Below are 17,145 nucleotides of genomic sequence, written 5' to 3' on the forward strand. Positions count from 1 at the left end.
TGCACTGCCATAATGGCGCCCCTTCCGCACGCCCAGAGGATTGCCCATGAGTTCGTCCAACGTCGTCATTGTCGGCGCCAAGCGCACGCCGATCGGTTCCTTCAACGGCGTGTTCGCCGGCGTCCCCTCGCCGACGCTCGGCGCCACCGCGATCAAGGCCGCGCTGGAGCAGGCCGGCGTCGCACCGGCCGATGTCTCCGAGGTGCTGATGGGCTGCGTGCTGCCGGCCGGTCTCGGCCAGGCGCCCGCGCGCCAGGCATCGCTCCAGGCGGGCATCCCGGTGGCCACCGGCTGCACCACGTTGAACAAGGTCTGCGGCTCCGGCATGAAAGCGGTGATGCTGGCGCACGACGCGATCAAGGCGGGCTCGGCCGAAGTCGTCGTCGCCGGCGGTATGGAATCGATGACGAATGCGCCCTACCTGCTGCAGAAGGCGCGCTTCGGCTATCGCTTCGGCCACTCGGAATTGCTCGACCACATGGCGCTCGATGGCCTGCAGAACGCCGCCGACCGCAAGGCGATGGGCGAGTTCGCCGAGCTGTGCGCCGGCAAGTACACCTTCACCCGCGAGGACCAGGACGCCTTCTCCAGCGAGTCCGTCCGCCGCGCTATCGCAGCCCAGGCCAATGGCGACTTCGCCGACGAGATCGCAAGCGTGACCGTCGCCGGGCGCAAGGGCGACGTGGTGGTCGGCGCCGACGAGGAACCGCCGGCTTGCGACATCTCCAAGATCGCCAGCCTGCGCCCGGCGTTCAAGAAGGACGGCACGGTTACCGCCGCCAGCTCGTCGAAGATCTCCGATGGCGCCGCCGCCCTGGTGCTCACCAGCGAAGCCGGAGCCGCCGCGCGCGGCCTCAAGCCGCTGGCGCGCGTGGTCGCACATGCCACCCACTCGCAGGGGCCGGAGTGGTTCACCACCGCCCCGGTGGGCGCGATCCAGAAGGTGCTGGCCAAGGCCGGCTGGAACCAGGACGAGGTCGACCTGTTCGAGATCAACGAGGCCTTCGCGGTGGTCGCGATGGCGCCGATCCGCGAACTCGGCATCGACCACGCCAAGGTCAACGTCAACGGCGGCGCCTGTGCCCTCGGACACCCGATCGGCGCCAGCGGCGCGCGCCTGCTGGTCACCCTGCTGCACGCCCTGCAGCGCCGTGGCGGCAAGCGCGGCGTGGCCACCCTGTGCATCGGCGGCGGCGAGGCGACGGCAGTGGCGGTCGAGTTGGCGTAAGGTCGGACGCGGGAGCACGACGCGTCTGGCGTTGTGCTCCCTGTCCGTCGGATGTGGGTTGTGGGTTGTGGGTTGTGAGCAGCAAAGCTCGAATGCCCCAAGCCAGTCAGTGGGTGCCGACTCTGTCGGCGATCTTTTCCGTCGCCGCAGGGAGAAAATCGCGGCTGAAGCCGCTCCCACAAACTCCCGGCTCACGCGCTCTTGCCGCCCACAACCCACTACCCACAACCCACAACCCGCCACAGCACCCATGACCCCCGGCACTTGCGCCTTGCAATTCCCTGCGAGTTCGCGGCTACAATGGCGCCAGCCGAAACACCGTCGGTCATCCGGCATGCCCGGATCGTAAACACCCTTCCGAGGATTCACCCATGAAGACGATCAAGTTCGCGGCCCTGTCCGCGTCCCTCCTGCTGTTGGCCGCTTGCGGCGACCAGGGCAGCAGCACCACCGAGCCGCCCGCCCAGCCGGCCCCGCAGCAGCAGGCCGCCCCGGCCGCCCCGGCCGCCGACGCTGCCGCTGCTCCGGCCGCCGACGCTGCCGCTGCTCCGGCCGCTGACGCTGCCGCTGCTCCGGCCGCCGACGCTGCTGCTCCGGCCGCCGACGCTGCCGCCCCGGCTGCCGACGCTGCTGCGGCTCCGGCCGACGCCGCTGCTCCGGCAACCGAAGAGAAGCCGGCCGGCCAGTAATCGCCTGCCGCTTTTCGCTGCATCCACGAAGCCCGGCCCAGCGCCGGGCTTCGTCGTTTCTGCTTTATGCTCCGGCGCTCGTTCCACCCTTGCAGGGCGCGCATGAAGAGCATCCCGCTGTTGCTGGTCCCGGCCATCCTGGCGCATGTGCTGATGCTGGGCGCGGGCCTGGAGCAGGCCTGGTTCACCGCAACCCTGCCCTCCGGCGCCGGGTTCACCCTGACCGGCGGCAGCGCGGTGCTGGCGCTGGCTCTGCTGGCGCTGTTCGTCGAGGTGTTCAAGGCCACCTTCAGCGGGCGCGGCTCGCTGGTCGACCATTTGCTGTCGCTGCTGTTGTTTGTGGTCCTGCTGCTGGAGTTCCTGCTGTGGAAGGCAGCCGGAAACCCGGTGGTCGCGCTGCTGGTGCTGGCGGCACTGGTCGATGTGATTTCCGGATTCGCGGTCGGCATGGCGGTGGCACGCCGTGATGTCGGCTTCGTGCGCGACTGATTCAGGACCGACCTATGCCCGCGATCGAAACCGACATCGATACCCGCTCACCGGACTACGCCGCGAACGCCGCGCAGATGCGTGCACTGGTCGACGACCTGCACGCGCAGTTGCACCGGGTGGCCCTGGGCGGTGGCGAGAAGGCACGTCAGAAACACACCGAGCGCGGCAAGCTGCTGCCGCGCGAGCGCATCCGCGGGTTGCTGGATCCTGGCTCGCCCTTCCTCGAACTGTCGCCGCTCGCGGCGCACGGGATGTACGAGGACCAGGCGCCGTGCGCCGGGGTGATCACCGGCATCGGCCGGGTGGCGGGCACCGAGTGCGTGATTGTCGCCAACGACGCCACCGTCAAGGGCGGCACCTACTTCCCGATGACCGTGAAGAAGCACCTGCGGGCGCAGGAAGTGGCGCTGGAAAACGCCCTGCCCTGCGTCTACCTGGTCGACTCCGGCGGCGCCTTCCTGCCGCTGCAGGACGAGGTCTTCCCCGACCGCGAGCACTTCGGCCGGATCTTCTACAACCAGGCGCGACTGTCTGCACGCAACATCCCGCAGGTGGCGGTGGTGATGGGCTCATGCACCGCCGGCGGCGCCTATGTGCCGGCGATGAGCGACGAAACCGTCATCGTGCGCGAACAGGGCACGATCTTCCTCGGCGGCCCGCCTCTGGTGAAAGCAGCGACCGGCGAGGTGGTCGACGCCGAGTCGCTCGGCGGTGCCGAGGTGCACACCAGCATCTCCGGCGTGGCCGACCATTTCGCCGAGAACGATGCGCACGCGCTCGGCATCGCGCGCGAGATCGTCGCTCACCTGAACCGGCGCAAGCCGATGCCCCTGGCGCTGCGCGAGCCGGTCGCGCCGCGCTATGCCCCCGAGGAGATCTACGGCATCGTGCCGCGCGATACGCGCATCCCCTTCGACATCCGCGAGATCATCGCGCGCATCGTCGACGGCTCCGAGTTCCAGGAGTTCAAGGCGCGTTTCGGCAAGACCCTGGTCTGCGGCTTCGCCCACATCCACGGCTACCCGGTGGGCATCGTCGCCAACAACGGCATCCTGTTCGCCGAGAGCGCGCTCAAGGGCGCGCACTTCATCGAACTGTGCAACCAGCGCAACATCCCGCTGGTTTTCCTGCAGAACATCACCGGCTTCATGGTGGGCCGGAAGTACGAGAACGCCGGCATCGCCAAGGACGGCGCCAAGATGGTGACCGCGGTGGCCTGCTCGCACGTGCCCAAGTTCACCGTGATCATCGGCGGCAGCTTCGGCGCCGGCAATTACGCGATGTGCGGCCGCGGCTACCAGCCGCGCTTCCTGTGGATGTGGCCCAACGCGCGCATCAGCGTGATGGGCGGCGAGCAGGCCGCGAGCGTGCTCGCCACCGTTCGCCGCGACGGCCTGGAGGCCGCCGGCAAGCAGTGGCCGAAGGACGAGGAGGACGCATTCAAGGCGCCCATCCGCGCCCAGTACGAGCGCCAGGGCCACCCGTACTATGCGAGCGCACGGCTGTGGGACGACGGCATCATCGACCCCGCCGACACCCGCCGCGTCCTTGGCCTGGCGATTTCGGCGAGCATGAACGCACCGATCGAGCAGGATCGGTTTGGCGTGTTCCGCATGTAGCGACAGCGGGTGTTGGTGTTGGTGGCCGGTGTTGGCAAACACGGGCAACCAACCCGATCGCACGCGCCCAATCCAACACCAACAACCCATACCAACACTGCAATGTCCTGGCCCTGGAGCACCATCGGCTTAGCAAGCGACGCCACCCCGGCGGAGATCCGCGCGGCCTTCGAGGCGTGGAAGCGCAAGCTGGACGCCGGCGAAGTGCCGGGCTCCGCGCGCGACACTTTCGAGATCGAGCGTGCGTTCGAAACGGCGATCGAGCTTGCCGAGGAACGCGACCCCTCGCACCTGGATGCAAGCCAGTACCCGGATCCCTGGCGCGACCCGGACGCACCGCCGGCCGCACAACCCCCGGCGCTCCGTCCTGAGCATCCGCCACTGGCGTCGGCGGATGTGCTGGCAACGACCGTGCTGGGGCTGGTACGCCAGGCGGCCGACTTCAACGACTTCGCCACCGCCCTCGGGCGGGTACGTGCCTTCGCCGATCCGGCCACCCGCGAGGGCGCCGACCGCTATCTGCGCGACTGGATGGTCGATGGCGGCCAGTTGTCCCCACTGCAAGTGGTGCGACTGGCGCGCGCATTCGGCTGGGAGCCGGAGTCGCCGCCGCTGCAGCCGCACGATCGCGACAGCCAATGGCGCCAGATCGTGCACCAGGCTTATGCCATTGTGTCGCCACCGGACCCGGCCTACACCGGCTCGATCGGCCGCGCCTTCCTGGTGGTCGGCGCGGTCGCCGGCCTTGGCCTCGCCGCCCTGCTGATGCCGCGCGTGATGGCCGGCGGCCTGCGCATCCTGATCCCGGTGGCCTTGGCCGCGATCTGCGCCTGGGCGCTGATCAAGTGGCGGCGGTGAGGGCGGAGCGAGCGGGTTGTGGGTTGTGGGTTGTGGGTTGTGGGTTGTGGGTTGTGGGTTGTGGGCAGCGAAGCTCGCGCATCGAACGCTCGTCGCGCACCCGCGCCTGCGTTTCTTGTCGGCAAAGGACGCAAAGAAGGCAAGTAGAGCCAAGTCGATTGCTGGACATGCATGGCGATGCCGCGCAACCCACGACGCTCTTCTTTGCGTCCTTCGCGTCCTTTGCGGACAAAAAAGGCGATCGGGATCGAGCGCGAATAAGGACTGCCGGCGCGCCGGGACTCTCACCGAACATGCGCCAAGGTGTTGAATTTCATACATTTTCAGCCCGTGCGAAACGACGACCCTGTGATTGAGTACGCAAAGGACGCAAAGGGACGCAAAGGACGCAAAGACAGCAAGTGCCGGGGATACCCCAGCGCTGTATCGCGTTTGATTTCCTTTGCGTCCTTTGCGTCCTTTGCGTCCAAAAACACAGTCCGCGATCTTGCGAGAGTCACGGTTCGATGCGCGAATAAGCGCACCGCCAGGGGCGGCCGGGACTCTCACTGGCAACCGACAACCGGCCACCACTCGCCGTCAACCAGGCGCCTCCCGCCGCGTTTTTGGAAACTGACCTCGCATCGAGGCCTGGCAACCGAAAACAGGAGGGATAACATGGACTTTCGAATGATCCGCCGGCTGAGCGCGGCGCTGTTGGTGGGTGCGCTCGTGACTGGGCCGGCGTTTGCCGGTGGCGGTGCGACGACGCTTGCCCCGGTGGCGGCATCGGCCGGCGCCGCCCATGTCGAGCGCGGCGAACGCGCGCAGCGCTGGCTGCAGGCGGCGCGGGATCCGGCCGTCGCCGCCATCCGCCAGATGCGCTTGATCGAGCGCATCTACCTGCGCCAGAACCAGCCCGAGAAGGCCGTCGCGATGTATCGCGACGTGCTCGGGCGCACTCAGGACACCCTGCTGCGCAATGCGGTGAATGCCCGCCTGGCGCGCCTGGCCGCATGGCAACCGCGCGACCTGGATGCCGCCCTGGTGGAGCTCAGGCGCGGGCTCGACGAGAACCTGGCAAAGGTGCAGTAGCCGGAGGGCACGCGCGAACGCCACCAGGTGCATGGATGCCCCTGCGCCTGGTCGGCATCGAACTGTCGCGCGCTCACGCCTGCTTTTTGTCCGCAAAGGACGCAAAGGACGCTAAGAAAGCCAGATCTCCTTGGCAGCATCTTCCTGCCTCCGCATATCCGCCAATGGATTCGGCTCTCCTTTGCGTCCTTTGCGTCCTTTGCGGAAAAGGTCTTTTGTTTCATGAATTTGAATCATGATCGGCGAGAGCCAACCTTGTCGCCGATCGTCTCCCGTGGCTCGCACAAGAGACCGTGGCTGAAGCCGCGCCCACCGGCTACCCGGGTGGAAGTCGCCCGTCGTGGTCGGCCTGGCGCGCATCCGACCACAGTGCCTCCTGCGCAGACAGCGGCAACTCCTGCAGCGCCTCACCGCTTGCGGCGGTCACCTGCTCCATGCGCCGGAAGCGTCGTTCGAACTTGGCATTGGCGCCGCGCAGCGCGGCGCCGGGATCAATGTCGAGCTTGCGCGCGAGGTTGGCGAGGACGAACAGCACATCGCCGAACTCGTCCTCGACCTTGGCCCGTGCGGCGCCGCTGTCGATCTCGTGGCGCAACTCGGCGAGTTCCTCGTCGAGCTTGGCCAGCACCGCGCGCGCGTCCGGCCAGTCGAAGCCGACGCTGGCCGCGCGCTTCTGCAGCTTGCGCGCACGGATCCACTCGGGCAGTCCGCGCGGGATGTCGCCGAGGATGCTGGCGTCGGCGCGCCCGGCGCGTTCGGCCTGCTTGAGTTCCTCCCAGCGCAGCGTCTGCTCCGCGGCGTTGGCGACCACCGCGTCGCCGAACACGTGCGGGTGGCGCCGAATCATCTTGTCGCAGATCGCCGCGACCACATCGTCGAAGCCGAAGGCGCCCTGCTCGCGCGCCATCTGGGCGTGGAACACCACCTGCAGCAGAAGGTCGCCGAGTTCATCGCAGAGTTCGCCGAGCGCGCCGCGCTGGATCGCGTCGGCCACCTCGTAGGCTTCCTCGATGGTGTACGGCGCGATCGAGGCAAAGTCCTGCTCGATGTCCCATGGGCAGCCACGCTCGCGATCGCGCAGGCGCGCCATGATCGCCAGCAGATCCTCAATCGTGGATCGCGATGCCATCGAGGTAGTCCAGCCACGGCCTCGAGGCGTCGCCCCAGGCGAGAAAGTTATGCACGATGACGTTGTCGCGCTGGTTGTAGCGCAGTGGCTGGCCGCGCTCGTCGACCACGGCGCCGCCGGCCTGCTCGACGATGCACTGCCCGGCGGCGACGTCCCACTCGGAGCAGCGCGAAGCCAATCGGGCGTAGACATCGAGCCCGCCCTCAGCGAGCTTGCCGAATTTCAGCGCGCTGCCCTGCGGTACGCGCTCCACCGCTCCGAGTGCCGCGTAGTAGGCCTCTACCGCGGCATTGCCGTGCGAACGGCTGGCGGCGACTCGCGGGACCTCCGGGCAGGGCCGCTGCACGGCCAGCGCGCGCCGGCCAGCGGCATCGATCCGCCACGCGCCCAGGCCATCGGCCGCCTGCCAGACAGTGCCCGTCGGCGGGTGCAGCAGCAGGCCCAGGCGCACCTGGCCGTCCTCCACCAGCGCGACATTGATGCAGAACTCGCCATTGCGCTTGACGAACTCGCGAGTGCCGTCGAGCGGATCCACCAGCCACAGCCAGCGCGCATCGCGGCGCGCGGCGAACACCTCCGGGCCGGATTCCTCGCTCAGCACCAGCGCCTGCGCGTCGAGCGGGGCGAGCATGGTGGTGAGGCAGCGATGCGAGGCCAGATCCGCGGCGGTCAGCGGCGACATGTCCCACTTCTGCTCCACCTCGAAACGCCCGGAATAGACCGCCATGATCTCGTCGGCAGCCGCCCGCGCAGCGACGGTCACACCCTCGGTCAGTTGTTCCAGCGCGGACGCCGACCAACGCGAGGCGCTCATTCGCCGCGATCCCGGCGCAGCCACTCGCGCGCGAGGAACAGCGCGGCCATCGCCCGGCCCTCGCTGAACTCATCCAGCGTGAGCAGCCCGGACAGATCGTCGATCTTCCACGGCACCACCTCGATCTCCTCCGGCTCATCGCCCGGAAGGCGTTCCTCGTAAAGATCGCGCGCCAGCAGCACGTGGGCGACATGGCTCATGTAGGTCGGCGCCAGCGACAGCGAGCGCAGCTCGAACAACTCGCGCGCGCCGTAGCCGGTCTCTTCCTTCAACTCGCGCTGCGCGCCTTCCAGCACCGTTTCGCCGGCATCCACGCGTCCGCGCGGCAGACCGAGTTCATAGCGGTGCAGGCCGGCGGCGTACTCGCGCGTCAGCAGCACGGTGTCGGCGTCGAGCATCGGCACGATGACCACCACCGGACGCCCCGAGCCATGGATGCGCTCGTAGGTCCGGCGTTCGCCATTGGCGAACTCGAGGTCCATCTGTTCGATCTTGTAACGAGGTTCGACCAGCCGCGATTCGTGGATCTTGGGGAGTTGTTTCATGCCGCCGAGTCTACCTGCTGGCGCGTGGAGGCGGAGTACGGGAGGCAGGTGAAGCGGGGGAGGTGAAGCAAGGGAAGATGAAGCGGGTCAGGGGTCAGGGGACCCCACACCGGGCTTCGGTTGCAGATCCAAGCGGGCCGAAAGCTCCCGGGATGCGGCTCGGCATGGAGGCTCCGGCAACTCGGTCCCCTCCCCCGCTTCACCTCCCCGCTTCATCCGCCCATCGCCGCCAACGCATGCGCATGCATCGCCGGGGTTCCGGCGAGCACGCTGGTGGTAGCGAGGCCGACTGCCCCGCCGGACAGATCGGTGAACACGCCGCCGGCTTCGCGCAGGATGACCACCAGGGCGGCGATGTCGAGGATGTTGACGTCGCTCTCGATGACGCAGTCGATGCGCCCGGCGGCGAGCAGGTGATAGTGCAGGAAATCGCCGTAGCCGCGGATGCGGTGGGCGCCGCGGACCAGGCCGGCGAGTGCCTGCCAGCCGGCCGGGTTGCCGGCCAGCGTCTTCAGGTTGCCGGTGGACAGCGCAGCTTTCGACCAGTTCGTGGTGTCCGCGACCTTGCACGGCACGCCGTTGAGGTAGGCACCGCCACCGCGCCGCGCCCAGGCGGTTTCGCGGTAGGCGCTGGCGTGCGAGACGCCGAGCACCAGTTCGCCGCGGTACATCAGCGCGATCTGGGTGGAGAACATCGGGTAGCCGCGGACGAAGCTCTTGGTGCCGTCGATCGGATCGACCAGCCAGAGGTAGTCGCTGTCGCCGGTGCGCCCGCCTTCCTCGCCATAGATCGCGTGGTCGGGGTAGGCGGCGAGCAGGATCTCGCGGATCACGCGCTCGCTCTCCTCGTCGGCCAGCGTGACCGGCGTCGCGTCCGCCTTGATTCGCACATCTACGCCGCGCGCGTAGTAATACTCGATCAATTCGCCGGCCGCCTGCGCCGCATTGCGCGCCACCAGCAGCGCCTGGTCCAGGTCCAGATTCACAGGGTTTCCTCCGGGACGTTGATGCGTCCCTCGACGATCAACAATCGGCCGCCCTCGGGCCGCGGCTCGCCCACCCACTGCAGTGCCTCGACCACCGGGCCTGCGCTGGCGCGCGGGACCAGTACGGTCTCGCCGCGGTACTGGCCCTGGTCGATGCGCACCGTGCCACGCACCTCGACCTCGCCGTCGCCCTGGTCGGCCACCGTGGCGTCGATCCGCCCGTCGCGGCCATGCGCTTCGATCACCATCGTGCCCAGCCGGGCCACGACCTGGCCGCGCACGCCGGCATCGCGCCATTCGATCCGCGCATCGATCTCGCGCGGCATGCCGTTGGCGGCCAGCAACAGGCTGCCGCCGCTGATGTTCAGCATGCCGGTCGGCTCCAGCGCCGGGATCGCCAGCGCGGGTGCGAGCCAGCCGGCCTCGGCCTGGGCATCGAGGCCGACGATCCGGACCCGGCGGTCGGCTGCCGCGGCGAACACGCCGCCGAGCTTCAGGCCCGGCCCGTCCAGCGCCAGCGTGGCCGCTGGGTTGCCGCCCAACAGGGAAAGCGGCGACACCTGCCACTTGAGCTTGCCAAGCGCCTGGCCGCGCACCGCGACGCGCAGCGCCTCGCCGTTCCAGACGCTGCCACTGATGCCGGAGAGGCGCACATCGGGCACGCGATCGCCCCACCAGCGCCAGGCCAGTGCGGCCGGGAATGTCGCAGTCACCACCACGCCCAGCAGCACAAGGGTCGCCAGGCTTATCCACAACCAGCTTCGTTTCATCGGCGCCAGGAATCATCAACGGGAATGGGGTTTGGACCGCGCGGCGACTCACCAGTTCAGCGCGAGGTCTCGAGGGTCATCGTGGCGTTGACCACGCCCGGCACCAGCGCGCGGTCCACCGACCACTCGCTGATGTCGATGCCCTCGTCGCGGTCCAGGGTCTCCAGCCAGGTGGAGAGGCGGTCGAAATCGGTGCCGTCCATGATCACGCGGACGCGATTTTCGGCCAGCGGCTCGATCCGCGTCTGCGCGTTCATCAACCCGGCGTCGCGCGCGGAGGAATCGATCAAGGCGAACAGCGAACGCACCGGGCGCGGTGCGGCTGCATGGCGCGAGGCGAGGATCGCGTCCGCCTGGGCGCGCGCCTCGCCGCGCTGCTGGTTCAGCGTGGCCACCGCCGCCTGCGCGCTGCTGCGCGCGGCCTCCAGCGGGCGCAGCAGCATCAGCCACCACAGGAGCGCCGCCGCAAGCACGCCGAGCACCGTCAGCAAACGCCGCTCGCGCTCCTGCAAGCTCGCCCACCAGGCCTTCATGCGCTCCTCCGGATGCGGATGCGGCCAATCACTTCCTGGCCTTCGTAGGAGGTGCTGCCGATCTCCACCTGGAGCGTGGCGTCGAGCATGATCTGTTCGCGCAGGCCTTCGAAACGGGTGGCATCCGGGGCGCGGATGGCCACTTCGAGCGCGCCGTCGCCGTAGACGAATCCTTGCAGTACCAGGCGGCTGTCGGCGGTCAGCATCGGCGCCAGGCCCTTGAGCAAGGCCAGCGCCTCGTTGCGCGCGGCGGCGTTGGGGCCGATGCGCGAGAATTCGGTGCGGATCTGGAAGGCCGGGTCGACCATGCGCTCGTCGGGGCCGAACACGCGGCGGAAGTCCGCCTCCAGCTCGGCCGCGAGCGCCGCCTCGGTCTGGCGCACACTCCAGACTTCCAGCGCCAGCGAAACGGTGTGCACGCCGACCGCCACGAGGGCGACGATGGCAGCGATGCGCCACCAGCCAGCCCCGCCGCCGCTGCGCTGCGGCGGGGCGTAATCGCCCTGGCGCAGGTCCACCAGGCCGTCCTCGAGCGGCTGCAGCGAAATCCAGCGCAGCACCGAGTCGATCCGGCTGGCGCGGCCGAGATCGATCTCCTCGCCGCCGGTGGCGAGCACGCGCAGGCTCTCCAGCGGTTGGCCGGCAACCAGCGGGAACAAATCCGCCTCGCAGCCGCCGGCCAGGCCGCCCGCGGCGAAACTCGCGTGGCCGCCGTCCAGCAGCACATCGGCGCCGCGCTCGGGCCCGAGGAAAGCCGCCTCGGGAATGATCCGGTCTGGCTCCAGGCCGAGTTCGCGCAGCCGGCCGAGCAACTCATCGAGGCGCCGACGCTCGACCACCGCGACCCAGGTTTCGCTGCCCGCCAGGTTGAGCGGCGCCACCACCTGCAATTCGCCGATATCGCCCGCCACCCAGTCCTCGGCCAGGTAAGCCAGGCCGACGCGCCACTTCGCGCGCCCGGAAGCAGGCAGCGGCGCACGCCTGAGCACCAGGCTCTCGTCCGCCCAGACCACGAAGACCTGATCCGCCCGCGGCCAGCTGGCCGGCAGCTCGCTGCCGCCCGGCCCATGCACCACCCGGCCCCGCTCGTCGCGGCACAGCCACTCGATGGCGCCGGTCGACGCCACACGCAACCACAGTCGGATCTGGCTCACGGGGAAGGAACGGCGGAAGGCATGGGCGCGGAGTCTAGCGGGTGTGCGCCTATGTTGGTTGTGGGCGCTGGCGCGGGTGTTGGTGTTGGTTGTTGGTGTTGGAAAGGGCGAACTGCGGCTTCGCCCGCCCTCCTGCGACCATGCGGTGATTCCTGCACTTGCGCGCCTTTGCTTGTACCAACACCAACACCAACAACCAACACCCATGACGCCCTGGCGTCATTCGTACGCGGTCTGCATCCGCTGGAGCACGCGGCCGCCGGCGCCGGCGCGTTGCAGCAAGCTCCAGAAGCGGTAGCTGCGGCCGCCGAGTTCGACATCGGAGCGGGCGAGGAAGTAGCGGCTGGAGACCTTGAGGTCCTGCAGGGCCGCCGGATCGAGGGCGATGCCGGCGCTGCCCAGGGCGTCGACCAGTTCGGTCATCGAGCGGTACTTGGCCTGGCCGCCCTGGATCAGGCGCTTGGCCAGGTCCAGGCTGATTCCGTCGGCCAGACTCATCATGCCCGCGGCGCTCATGGTGTTGATGTTGAGGCCGACATCCAGCGGCAGGGCGCTCACTTCCGGGGCGAGGCGCTGGTAGACCTTGTCGTCGATGCCCTTGACCCGGCGCAGTTCGGAGACATGCACGAACGGGCGATTGCCGGCGCGGTACGGCGGATCCGCGCGCAGGTAGTCCAGATCCTCGGCACCCTGCTGCGAAGGCTGGTTGTCGCTGTCGATCCAGTCGCTGACTGCATCCAGCAGCGCCGGCGGCAGTTCCAGCGCGGCCAGCAGCCTTCCGAAGCGTGCCTGCGCCACCGGGTCGCGCGCGCCGTTGCGCACCAGGGTGTTGAGGTTGAAGCGCCCGTCGAGGTCCACTAACGCACCGCCGACCTGGCCGCCCGGCACCGGCAGCGGCGGCAGCGTGCGTGCCCACTGGTCGCTGCGCGTGTCGATGCCGTCGCCGTTGTCGAGGTCGCGCTTGAGCAGCACCAGCGCGAAGTCCTCCATCCCCTGCGCCAACAGGTACGCCTCCTGCAGCCGCGCCTGCGAGTCGCCGCGGCTGATCCCGGCGGCAGTCACCCCGAACAGCCGAGTGGCGATCAACGCGGCGAGCGCCACCACCAGCAGGGCGAGCAGCAGGGCAACCCCGCGTTGGGCGTGGCGGGCGCCGGGCGGTGTGCGGGTTCCGGCTGGCGTGCGTTGGTTGTTGGTTGTCGGTTGTTGGTTGTTGGCGGCAAAAGCACCGGCACGCCGCAGGGCCGTGGGAGCGGCTTCAGCCGCGATCTCTTGCCGGCAACCGCAGGCAAGATCGCGGACAGAGTCCGCTCCCACAGGCCCACGGCACACCGGCTCCCGCCGCCAACAACCAACAACCAACAACCAACAACCCTGCGCAACCCCGTCCCTGCGAGAAGGCGCGCCCGCCGCCTGGTCCAACTTCGACTCGCCGTTCATCGCGGCGACTCCGGCAGCTCGACCAGGCGGATCACCTCGCCGATGTCCTTGAGCGTGAGTGTCACCTCGACCGCGCGCGGCAGGCGCTCGGGCGCGGTGATGCCGGTGCGCGGGGGCCACTGGTCGAGACGCTGGCGCCCGGCCGCCACGAAGCGCCAGCCGATGCGCTCGACATCGCCGAGCACCCGCCGGGTGCGCGAGGTGTCGCGCGGGCTGCGGTCGAGCACCGCATCGCGCGAGCGCCAGAGCGCACCGTCGATCAGCGCGTAACGCACCCGCAACGCCGCGGCGCGCACGCCCTCGCGCGAGCTGGTCAGGTCGAGCACGGTCCATTCGGCGGCGACGCCGCTGCCCACCAGCGCCGGCTGCTCCTCGCCATACGGCCCGCGCGCCGGCCGCGCCAATGCCTGGCGCAAATCGCGCTCGATGCCGAGCACCGCCAACTCCAGCTCGCGCTGCCGCTGCGCCCGCGTCTCCAGGCCCTCGCGGCTGCGCAGCAAGAGGTCGAGGCCGGAATAGGCCATCGTCGCCACCACCGCGAACACCGCGATGGCGACGATCAGTTCGAGCAGGGTGAAGCCGTGGGAAGCAGGAAAGCGGGGCAAGGGGCGGGGGAGGGGGGCGCGGGCGGCCCGCGGGGGGGGGGGCGGGGGGCGGGGGGGGGGGGGGGCGGGGGGGGGGGGGGGGGGGGCCTGCCCCGCCCGCTTGAATGGCCGGGGAAGGGGCGGGGGTCAGGGGACGGAGACTGATGCCCGCATTGCCTCATCGGAGGCTCGCAGCCGACGTCCAAGAATGCGGAGAGCGTCATGAGCGCCGGAGACCTGTCCCCCTGCCCCCCGACCCCAGCCCCGCTTTTAGATCCCCCGCTCATTCCGCCCGATCCCGCCCACTGGCAAAGCCGGTCAGCGTGACCAGCGGCTGGTCCGAGTCGACCGAGGCATCCACCGGGAACACCTGGGCATCGAGGCGGCGGATGTCGCCGTCGGGGGTGTCGCTGACGGTCAGGCGCCAGGGCCACAGGTGGCCAGCCATGCGGCTCTGGCCTTCGCGCACGCCGGGCAGCGGGAAGGGCTCGTTCAAGCGGGTTTCTGCGATCAGGTTTGCCGCCACCCAGCGCGCGTAGCTGCCGTCGCGCAGGATCTCCGCCGCGCGCGCCTGCTCGCCGACCGCGCGCACCGAGGCCGCGAGCGCGATCGCCAGCACTGCCAGCGCGACCAGTACCTCGATCAGGGTAAAACCCCGCGTTCTCACGGCTTTCCGTCCCAACGCCCGAGCTCGCTGACGCCCTCGCGATTCAATGCGACACGCCACCCTTCGCGGGCACCTACAAGGGCGATGACGATGTCGTGCTCGCCGATGTCGCCGGTGGGCGCGCACAGCAGTTGTGGTTTCTCTGGCAGGATCTTCGGCAGCGGCTCGTCGGCGCCCGGCTCGACCAGGGCCAGTCCGGCGCGCACCGGATGGATCTGCAGCGGCCCGCTGCGCTCCACCATCTTCCAGCCATTCGCGCCGAGCTCGTAGCCGGCGTACTTGTCCAGCGCATAACCGAAACCTGCAAACCGTCCTTCGATCACCGCCTCGTCGCACAGCAGTTGCAGCACGCGGTACATGCGCTGCGCCTCGTCCTCGACCGCCCGGTCGCCGGCGGTGCCGCGCGCCGACAGCAACACGGCGCCGGAGATGATGGCGATCACGGCGACCACCACCAGGATCTCCAGCAGCGTGAAACCGCGCTGGCGCATCACCAGTTCCCGATGTCCGCTCCCTCGCCCTCGCCGCCCGGCTTGCCGTCGGCGCCCATCGAATAGACGTCGAAATCGCCACGCTGGCCGGGGCTCAGGTACTGGTAAGGTTGGTTCCACGGATCTGTCGGCAACTTGGAGACATAGGGCTTCCAGTTCGGCGCCGGCGGATTCCCGCTGGGCCGCTGCATCAGCGCCTCCAGGCCCTGCTGCGTGCTCGGATACTGACCGTTGTCCATCTTGTACAGCTGCAGGGCAGAAGCAAGCGACTGGATGTCGCTCGTTGCACGCGAAATCTTGGCTTCATCCACCCGACCAACCAGGTTGACCACCACCACAGTCGACAGGATCGCAATGATCGCGACCACCACCATGATCTCGAGCAGCGTGAAGCCGCGCTGGGCGCGCGTGGTGCGGTACGGCAATCGCATGAACCGGTTCCTGGCAATGTTGCTGCGTCGATCATAGCCGAGTGCCCCGCGGGCGCCGGTTTCGTGCGGATGAAGACGCCGCGCCAACCAAGGAGAACTTCATTTGTCCGCAAAGGACGCAAAGGACGCGAAGAAAAGCTCTTGATTCCCTTTGCATTCTTTGCGTCCTTTGCGGACGAAAAGCAGTTCTCCGCCAGCCGCAGGCCTCGTCCGCACGGCAAGTCACTCTGGCTATCCTCGCAAGATTGCTCACGCCAGGACCGCGCATGACCCGCAACGCCGCCCTCGCCGCACGCGATCTCAAGGTCCTGTGGCATCCGTGCACGCAGATGTCGGACCACGAATGGCTGCCGATGGTTCCGATCGTCCGCGGCCAGGGTTGCTGGCTGGAGGATGCCGACGGCAAGCGCTATTTCGATGCGGTGTCGTCCTGGTGGGTCAACCTGTTCGGGCACGCGCACCCGCACATCAGCGAGGCGGTCGCGCAGCAGGCGGCGACGCTGGAGCACGTGATCCTCGCCGGCTTCACCCATGAGCCCGCGGTGACCCTGGCCGAGCGCCTGCTGGCGCTCGCGGGGCAGCCCTACGCCAAGGTGCTGTACGCCGATTCGGGCTCGGCGGCGATCGAGATCGCCCTCAAGCTCAGCTTCCACTACTGGCGCAACTGTGGCGAGGCTGCGCGCACGCGTTTCGTGGTTCTGGACGGCGGCTACCACGGCGAGACCCTGGGCGCGCTGTCGATGACCCAGGTGCCGCTGTACCGGGAAACCTACGGGCCGCTGCTGCTGCAGCCGCTGGTAGCGCCGGCGCCGGTCGATGGCGGCATCGCCGCGGCGGATGCGGCCGCCGATGCACTCGATGCGCTGCTTGCCGCACACGCGGACGAGGTCTGCGCGGTGCTGGTCGAGCCACTGGTGCAGTGCGCCGCCGGCATGCGCATGCACCACCCGCGGTTCCTGCTGCGCCTGCGCGAGATCTGCAGCCGCCACCGGGTGCACTGGATCGGCGACGAGATCGCGGTGGGCTTCGGTCGCACCGGCAGCCTGTTCGCGCACCAGCAAGCGGGGGTGAAGCCGGATTTCCTGTGCCTGGCCAAGGGCCTGACCGGCGGCTACCTGCCGCTGTCGGCAGTGCTGACCAGTGACGCGGTGTACCAGGCTTTTTACGACGATTACGCCAGCTTGCGCGCCTTCCTGCATTCGCACAGCTACAGCGGCAATGCGCTCGCGTGTGCGGCGGCGAATGCCACCCTGGACCTGCTCGACGATCCGGCGCTGATGCCGCGCATCGAGCGCCTGGGCGCCGCACTGGAGCAGGCGCTGTCGCCTTTGCTTGGCCACCGGCATGTGACGCGGCTGCGACGCACGGGACTGATCGTGGCCGCCGACCTGGTCGATTCCGATGGCGCTCCCTGGCCGTGGCAGCAGCGCCGCGGCCTGCGGGTCTACCAGCATGGGCTGGCGCAGGGCGCGCTGCTGCGGCCGCTCGCCAACACTGTCTACTTCATGCCGCCCTATGCCGCCAGCGAGGACGAATTGCGCTGGCTCGCCGGGGTGGCCATCGAGGGCATCGGAATTGCCTCGCGGTAGTAGCCGTACCCGACGCTCGAAAAGGAAGGGCGTTTGGTCCGCAAAGGACGCAAAA

General features: G+C 69.0%; 19 protein-coding genes. 7 read left to right on the forward strand and 12 right to left on the reverse strand.

What is annotated here, in order from left to right; all coding sequences use genetic code 11:
* Positions 1 to 46 precede the first annotated feature (46 nt).
* The 6 genes from IPK27_21710 to IPK27_21735 all read left to right on the forward strand — a co-directional run bounded on the left by IPK27_21710 (position 47) and on the right by IPK27_21735 (position 5,960).
* The gene (locus IPK27_21710) at positions 47 to 1,228 is read left to right on the forward strand and encodes a thiolase family protein (GenBank protein MBK8070129.1); all 1,182 of its coding nucleotides are present in this window, start codon (positions 47 to 49) and stop codon (positions 1,226 to 1,228) included.
* 371 nt (positions 1,229 to 1,599) lie between these two features.
* Positions 1,600 to 1,917 carry a hypothetical protein gene (locus IPK27_21715; GenBank protein ID MBK8070130.1) on the forward strand — a complete coding sequence of 106 codons (318 nt, stop codon included), beginning with the start codon at positions 1,600 to 1,602 and terminating at the stop codon, positions 1,915 to 1,917.
* A gap of 102 nt (positions 1,918 to 2,019) precedes the next feature.
* The gene (locus IPK27_21720) at positions 2,020 to 2,406 is read left to right on the forward strand and encodes a hypothetical protein (protein MBK8070131.1); all 387 of its coding nucleotides are present in this window, start codon (positions 2,020 to 2,022) and stop codon (positions 2,404 to 2,406) included.
* 14 nt (positions 2,407 to 2,420) lie between these two features.
* A complete protein-coding gene (locus IPK27_21725; GenBank protein MBK8070132.1) occupies positions 2,421 to 4,028 on the forward strand; it encodes a methylcrotonoyl-CoA carboxylase in 1,608 nt (535 codons plus the stop codon).
* A 102-nt stretch (positions 4,029 to 4,130) separates the two neighbouring features.
* On the forward strand, positions 4,131 to 4,886 hold the full coding sequence (locus IPK27_21730) for a hypothetical protein (protein MBK8070133.1): 756 nt from the start codon (positions 4,131 to 4,133) through the stop codon (positions 4,884 to 4,886).
* A 657-nt stretch (positions 4,887 to 5,543) separates the two neighbouring features.
* On the forward strand, positions 5,544 to 5,960 hold the full coding sequence (locus IPK27_21735; protein MBK8070134.1) for a hypothetical protein: 417 nt from the start codon (positions 5,544 to 5,546) through the stop codon (positions 5,958 to 5,960).
* Between the two features lie 316 nt (positions 5,961 to 6,276).
* Here IPK27_21735 and mazG read toward each other — a convergent pair whose 3' ends face one another.
* The 12 genes from mazG to gspG form a co-directional block, all read right to left on the reverse strand.
* Positions 6,277 to 7,089: a nucleoside triphosphate pyrophosphohydrolase gene (gene mazG, locus IPK27_21740; GenBank protein ID MBK8070135.1), complete on the reverse strand. Its 813-nt coding sequence runs from the start codon at positions 7,087 to 7,089 to the stop codon at positions 6,277 to 6,279.
* Positions 7,067 to 7,903, reverse strand: a complete 837-nt coding sequence (locus tag IPK27_21745) for a 3'(2'),5'-bisphosphate nucleotidase CysQ (protein ID MBK8070136.1) — start codon at positions 7,901 to 7,903, stop codon at positions 7,067 to 7,069. The genes mazG and IPK27_21745 overlap by 23 nt, the downstream gene beginning before the upstream one ends.
* A complete protein-coding gene (gene nudE, locus IPK27_21750) occupies positions 7,900 to 8,448 on the reverse strand; it encodes an ADP compounds hydrolase NudE (GenBank protein MBK8070137.1) in 549 nt (182 codons plus the stop codon). Before nudE ends, IPK27_21745 begins: the two co-directional genes overlap by 4 nt.
* A gap of 212 nt (positions 8,449 to 8,660) precedes the next feature.
* Positions 8,661 to 9,410: an inositol-phosphate phosphatase gene (locus tag IPK27_21755; protein ID MBK8070138.1), complete on the reverse strand. Its 750-nt coding sequence runs from the start codon at positions 9,408 to 9,410 to the stop codon at positions 8,661 to 8,663.
* 20 nt (positions 9,411 to 9,430) lie between these two features.
* Positions 9,431 to 10,204 carry a type II secretion system protein N gene (gene gspN / locus IPK27_21760; protein ID MBK8070139.1) on the reverse strand — a complete coding sequence of 258 codons (774 nt, stop codon included), beginning with the start codon at positions 10,202 to 10,204 and terminating at the stop codon, positions 9,431 to 9,433.
* Positions 10,205 to 10,260: 56 nt separating this feature from the next.
* A complete protein-coding gene (locus tag IPK27_21765) occupies positions 10,261 to 10,737 on the reverse strand; it encodes a type II secretion system protein M (protein MBK8070140.1) in 477 nt (158 codons plus the stop codon).
* The gene (locus IPK27_21770; GenBank protein MBK8070141.1) at positions 10,734 to 11,891 is read right to left on the reverse strand and encodes a hypothetical protein; all 1,158 of its coding nucleotides are present in this window, start codon (positions 11,889 to 11,891) and stop codon (positions 10,734 to 10,736) included. Before IPK27_21770 ends, IPK27_21765 begins: the two co-directional genes overlap by 4 nt.
* A 219-nt stretch (positions 11,892 to 12,110) precedes the next feature.
* The gene (gene gspK, locus IPK27_21775; protein MBK8070142.1) at positions 12,111 to 12,995 is read right to left on the reverse strand and encodes a type II secretion system minor pseudopilin GspK; all 885 of its coding nucleotides are present in this window, start codon (positions 12,993 to 12,995) and stop codon (positions 12,111 to 12,113) included.
* Positions 12,996 to 13,324: 329 nt separating this feature from the next.
* A complete protein-coding gene (gene gspJ / locus IPK27_21780; protein MBK8070143.1) occupies positions 13,325 to 13,933 on the reverse strand; it encodes a type II secretion system minor pseudopilin GspJ in 609 nt (202 codons plus the stop codon).
* 262 nt (positions 13,934 to 14,195) lie between these two features.
* Entirely contained in the window at positions 14,196 to 14,579 is a 384-nt protein-coding gene (gspI, locus tag IPK27_21785) for a type II secretion system minor pseudopilin GspI (protein MBK8070144.1), read from the reverse strand.
* On the reverse strand, positions 14,576 to 15,070 hold the full coding sequence (locus IPK27_21790; GenBank protein MBK8070145.1) for a prepilin-type N-terminal cleavage/methylation domain-containing protein: 495 nt from the start codon (positions 15,068 to 15,070) through the stop codon (positions 14,576 to 14,578). The genes gspI and IPK27_21790 overlap by 4 nt, the downstream gene beginning before the upstream one ends.
* Positions 15,070 to 15,501 (reverse strand): type II secretion system major pseudopilin GspG, encoded by a 432-nt coding sequence (gene gspG, locus IPK27_21795; GenBank protein MBK8070146.1) that lies wholly within the window; start codon positions 15,499 to 15,501, stop codon positions 15,070 to 15,072. Before gspG ends, IPK27_21790 begins: the two co-directional genes overlap by 1 nt.
* A gap of 266 nt (positions 15,502 to 15,767) precedes the next feature.
* Here gspG and IPK27_21800 point away from each other — a divergent pair, with 266 nt between their 5' ends.
* Positions 15,768 to 17,090, forward strand: coding sequence for an adenosylmethionine--8-amino-7-oxononanoate transaminase (locus tag IPK27_21800; GenBank protein MBK8070147.1), 1,323 nt, complete (start codon positions 15,768 to 15,770; stop codon positions 17,088 to 17,090).
* The last annotated feature ends 55 nt before the right edge of the window (positions 17,091 to 17,145 follow it).

The organism is Rhodanobacteraceae bacterium (assembly GCA_016713135.1).
Classification (GTDB): Bacteria; Pseudomonadota; Gammaproteobacteria; order Xanthomonadales; family SZUA-5; genus JADKFD01.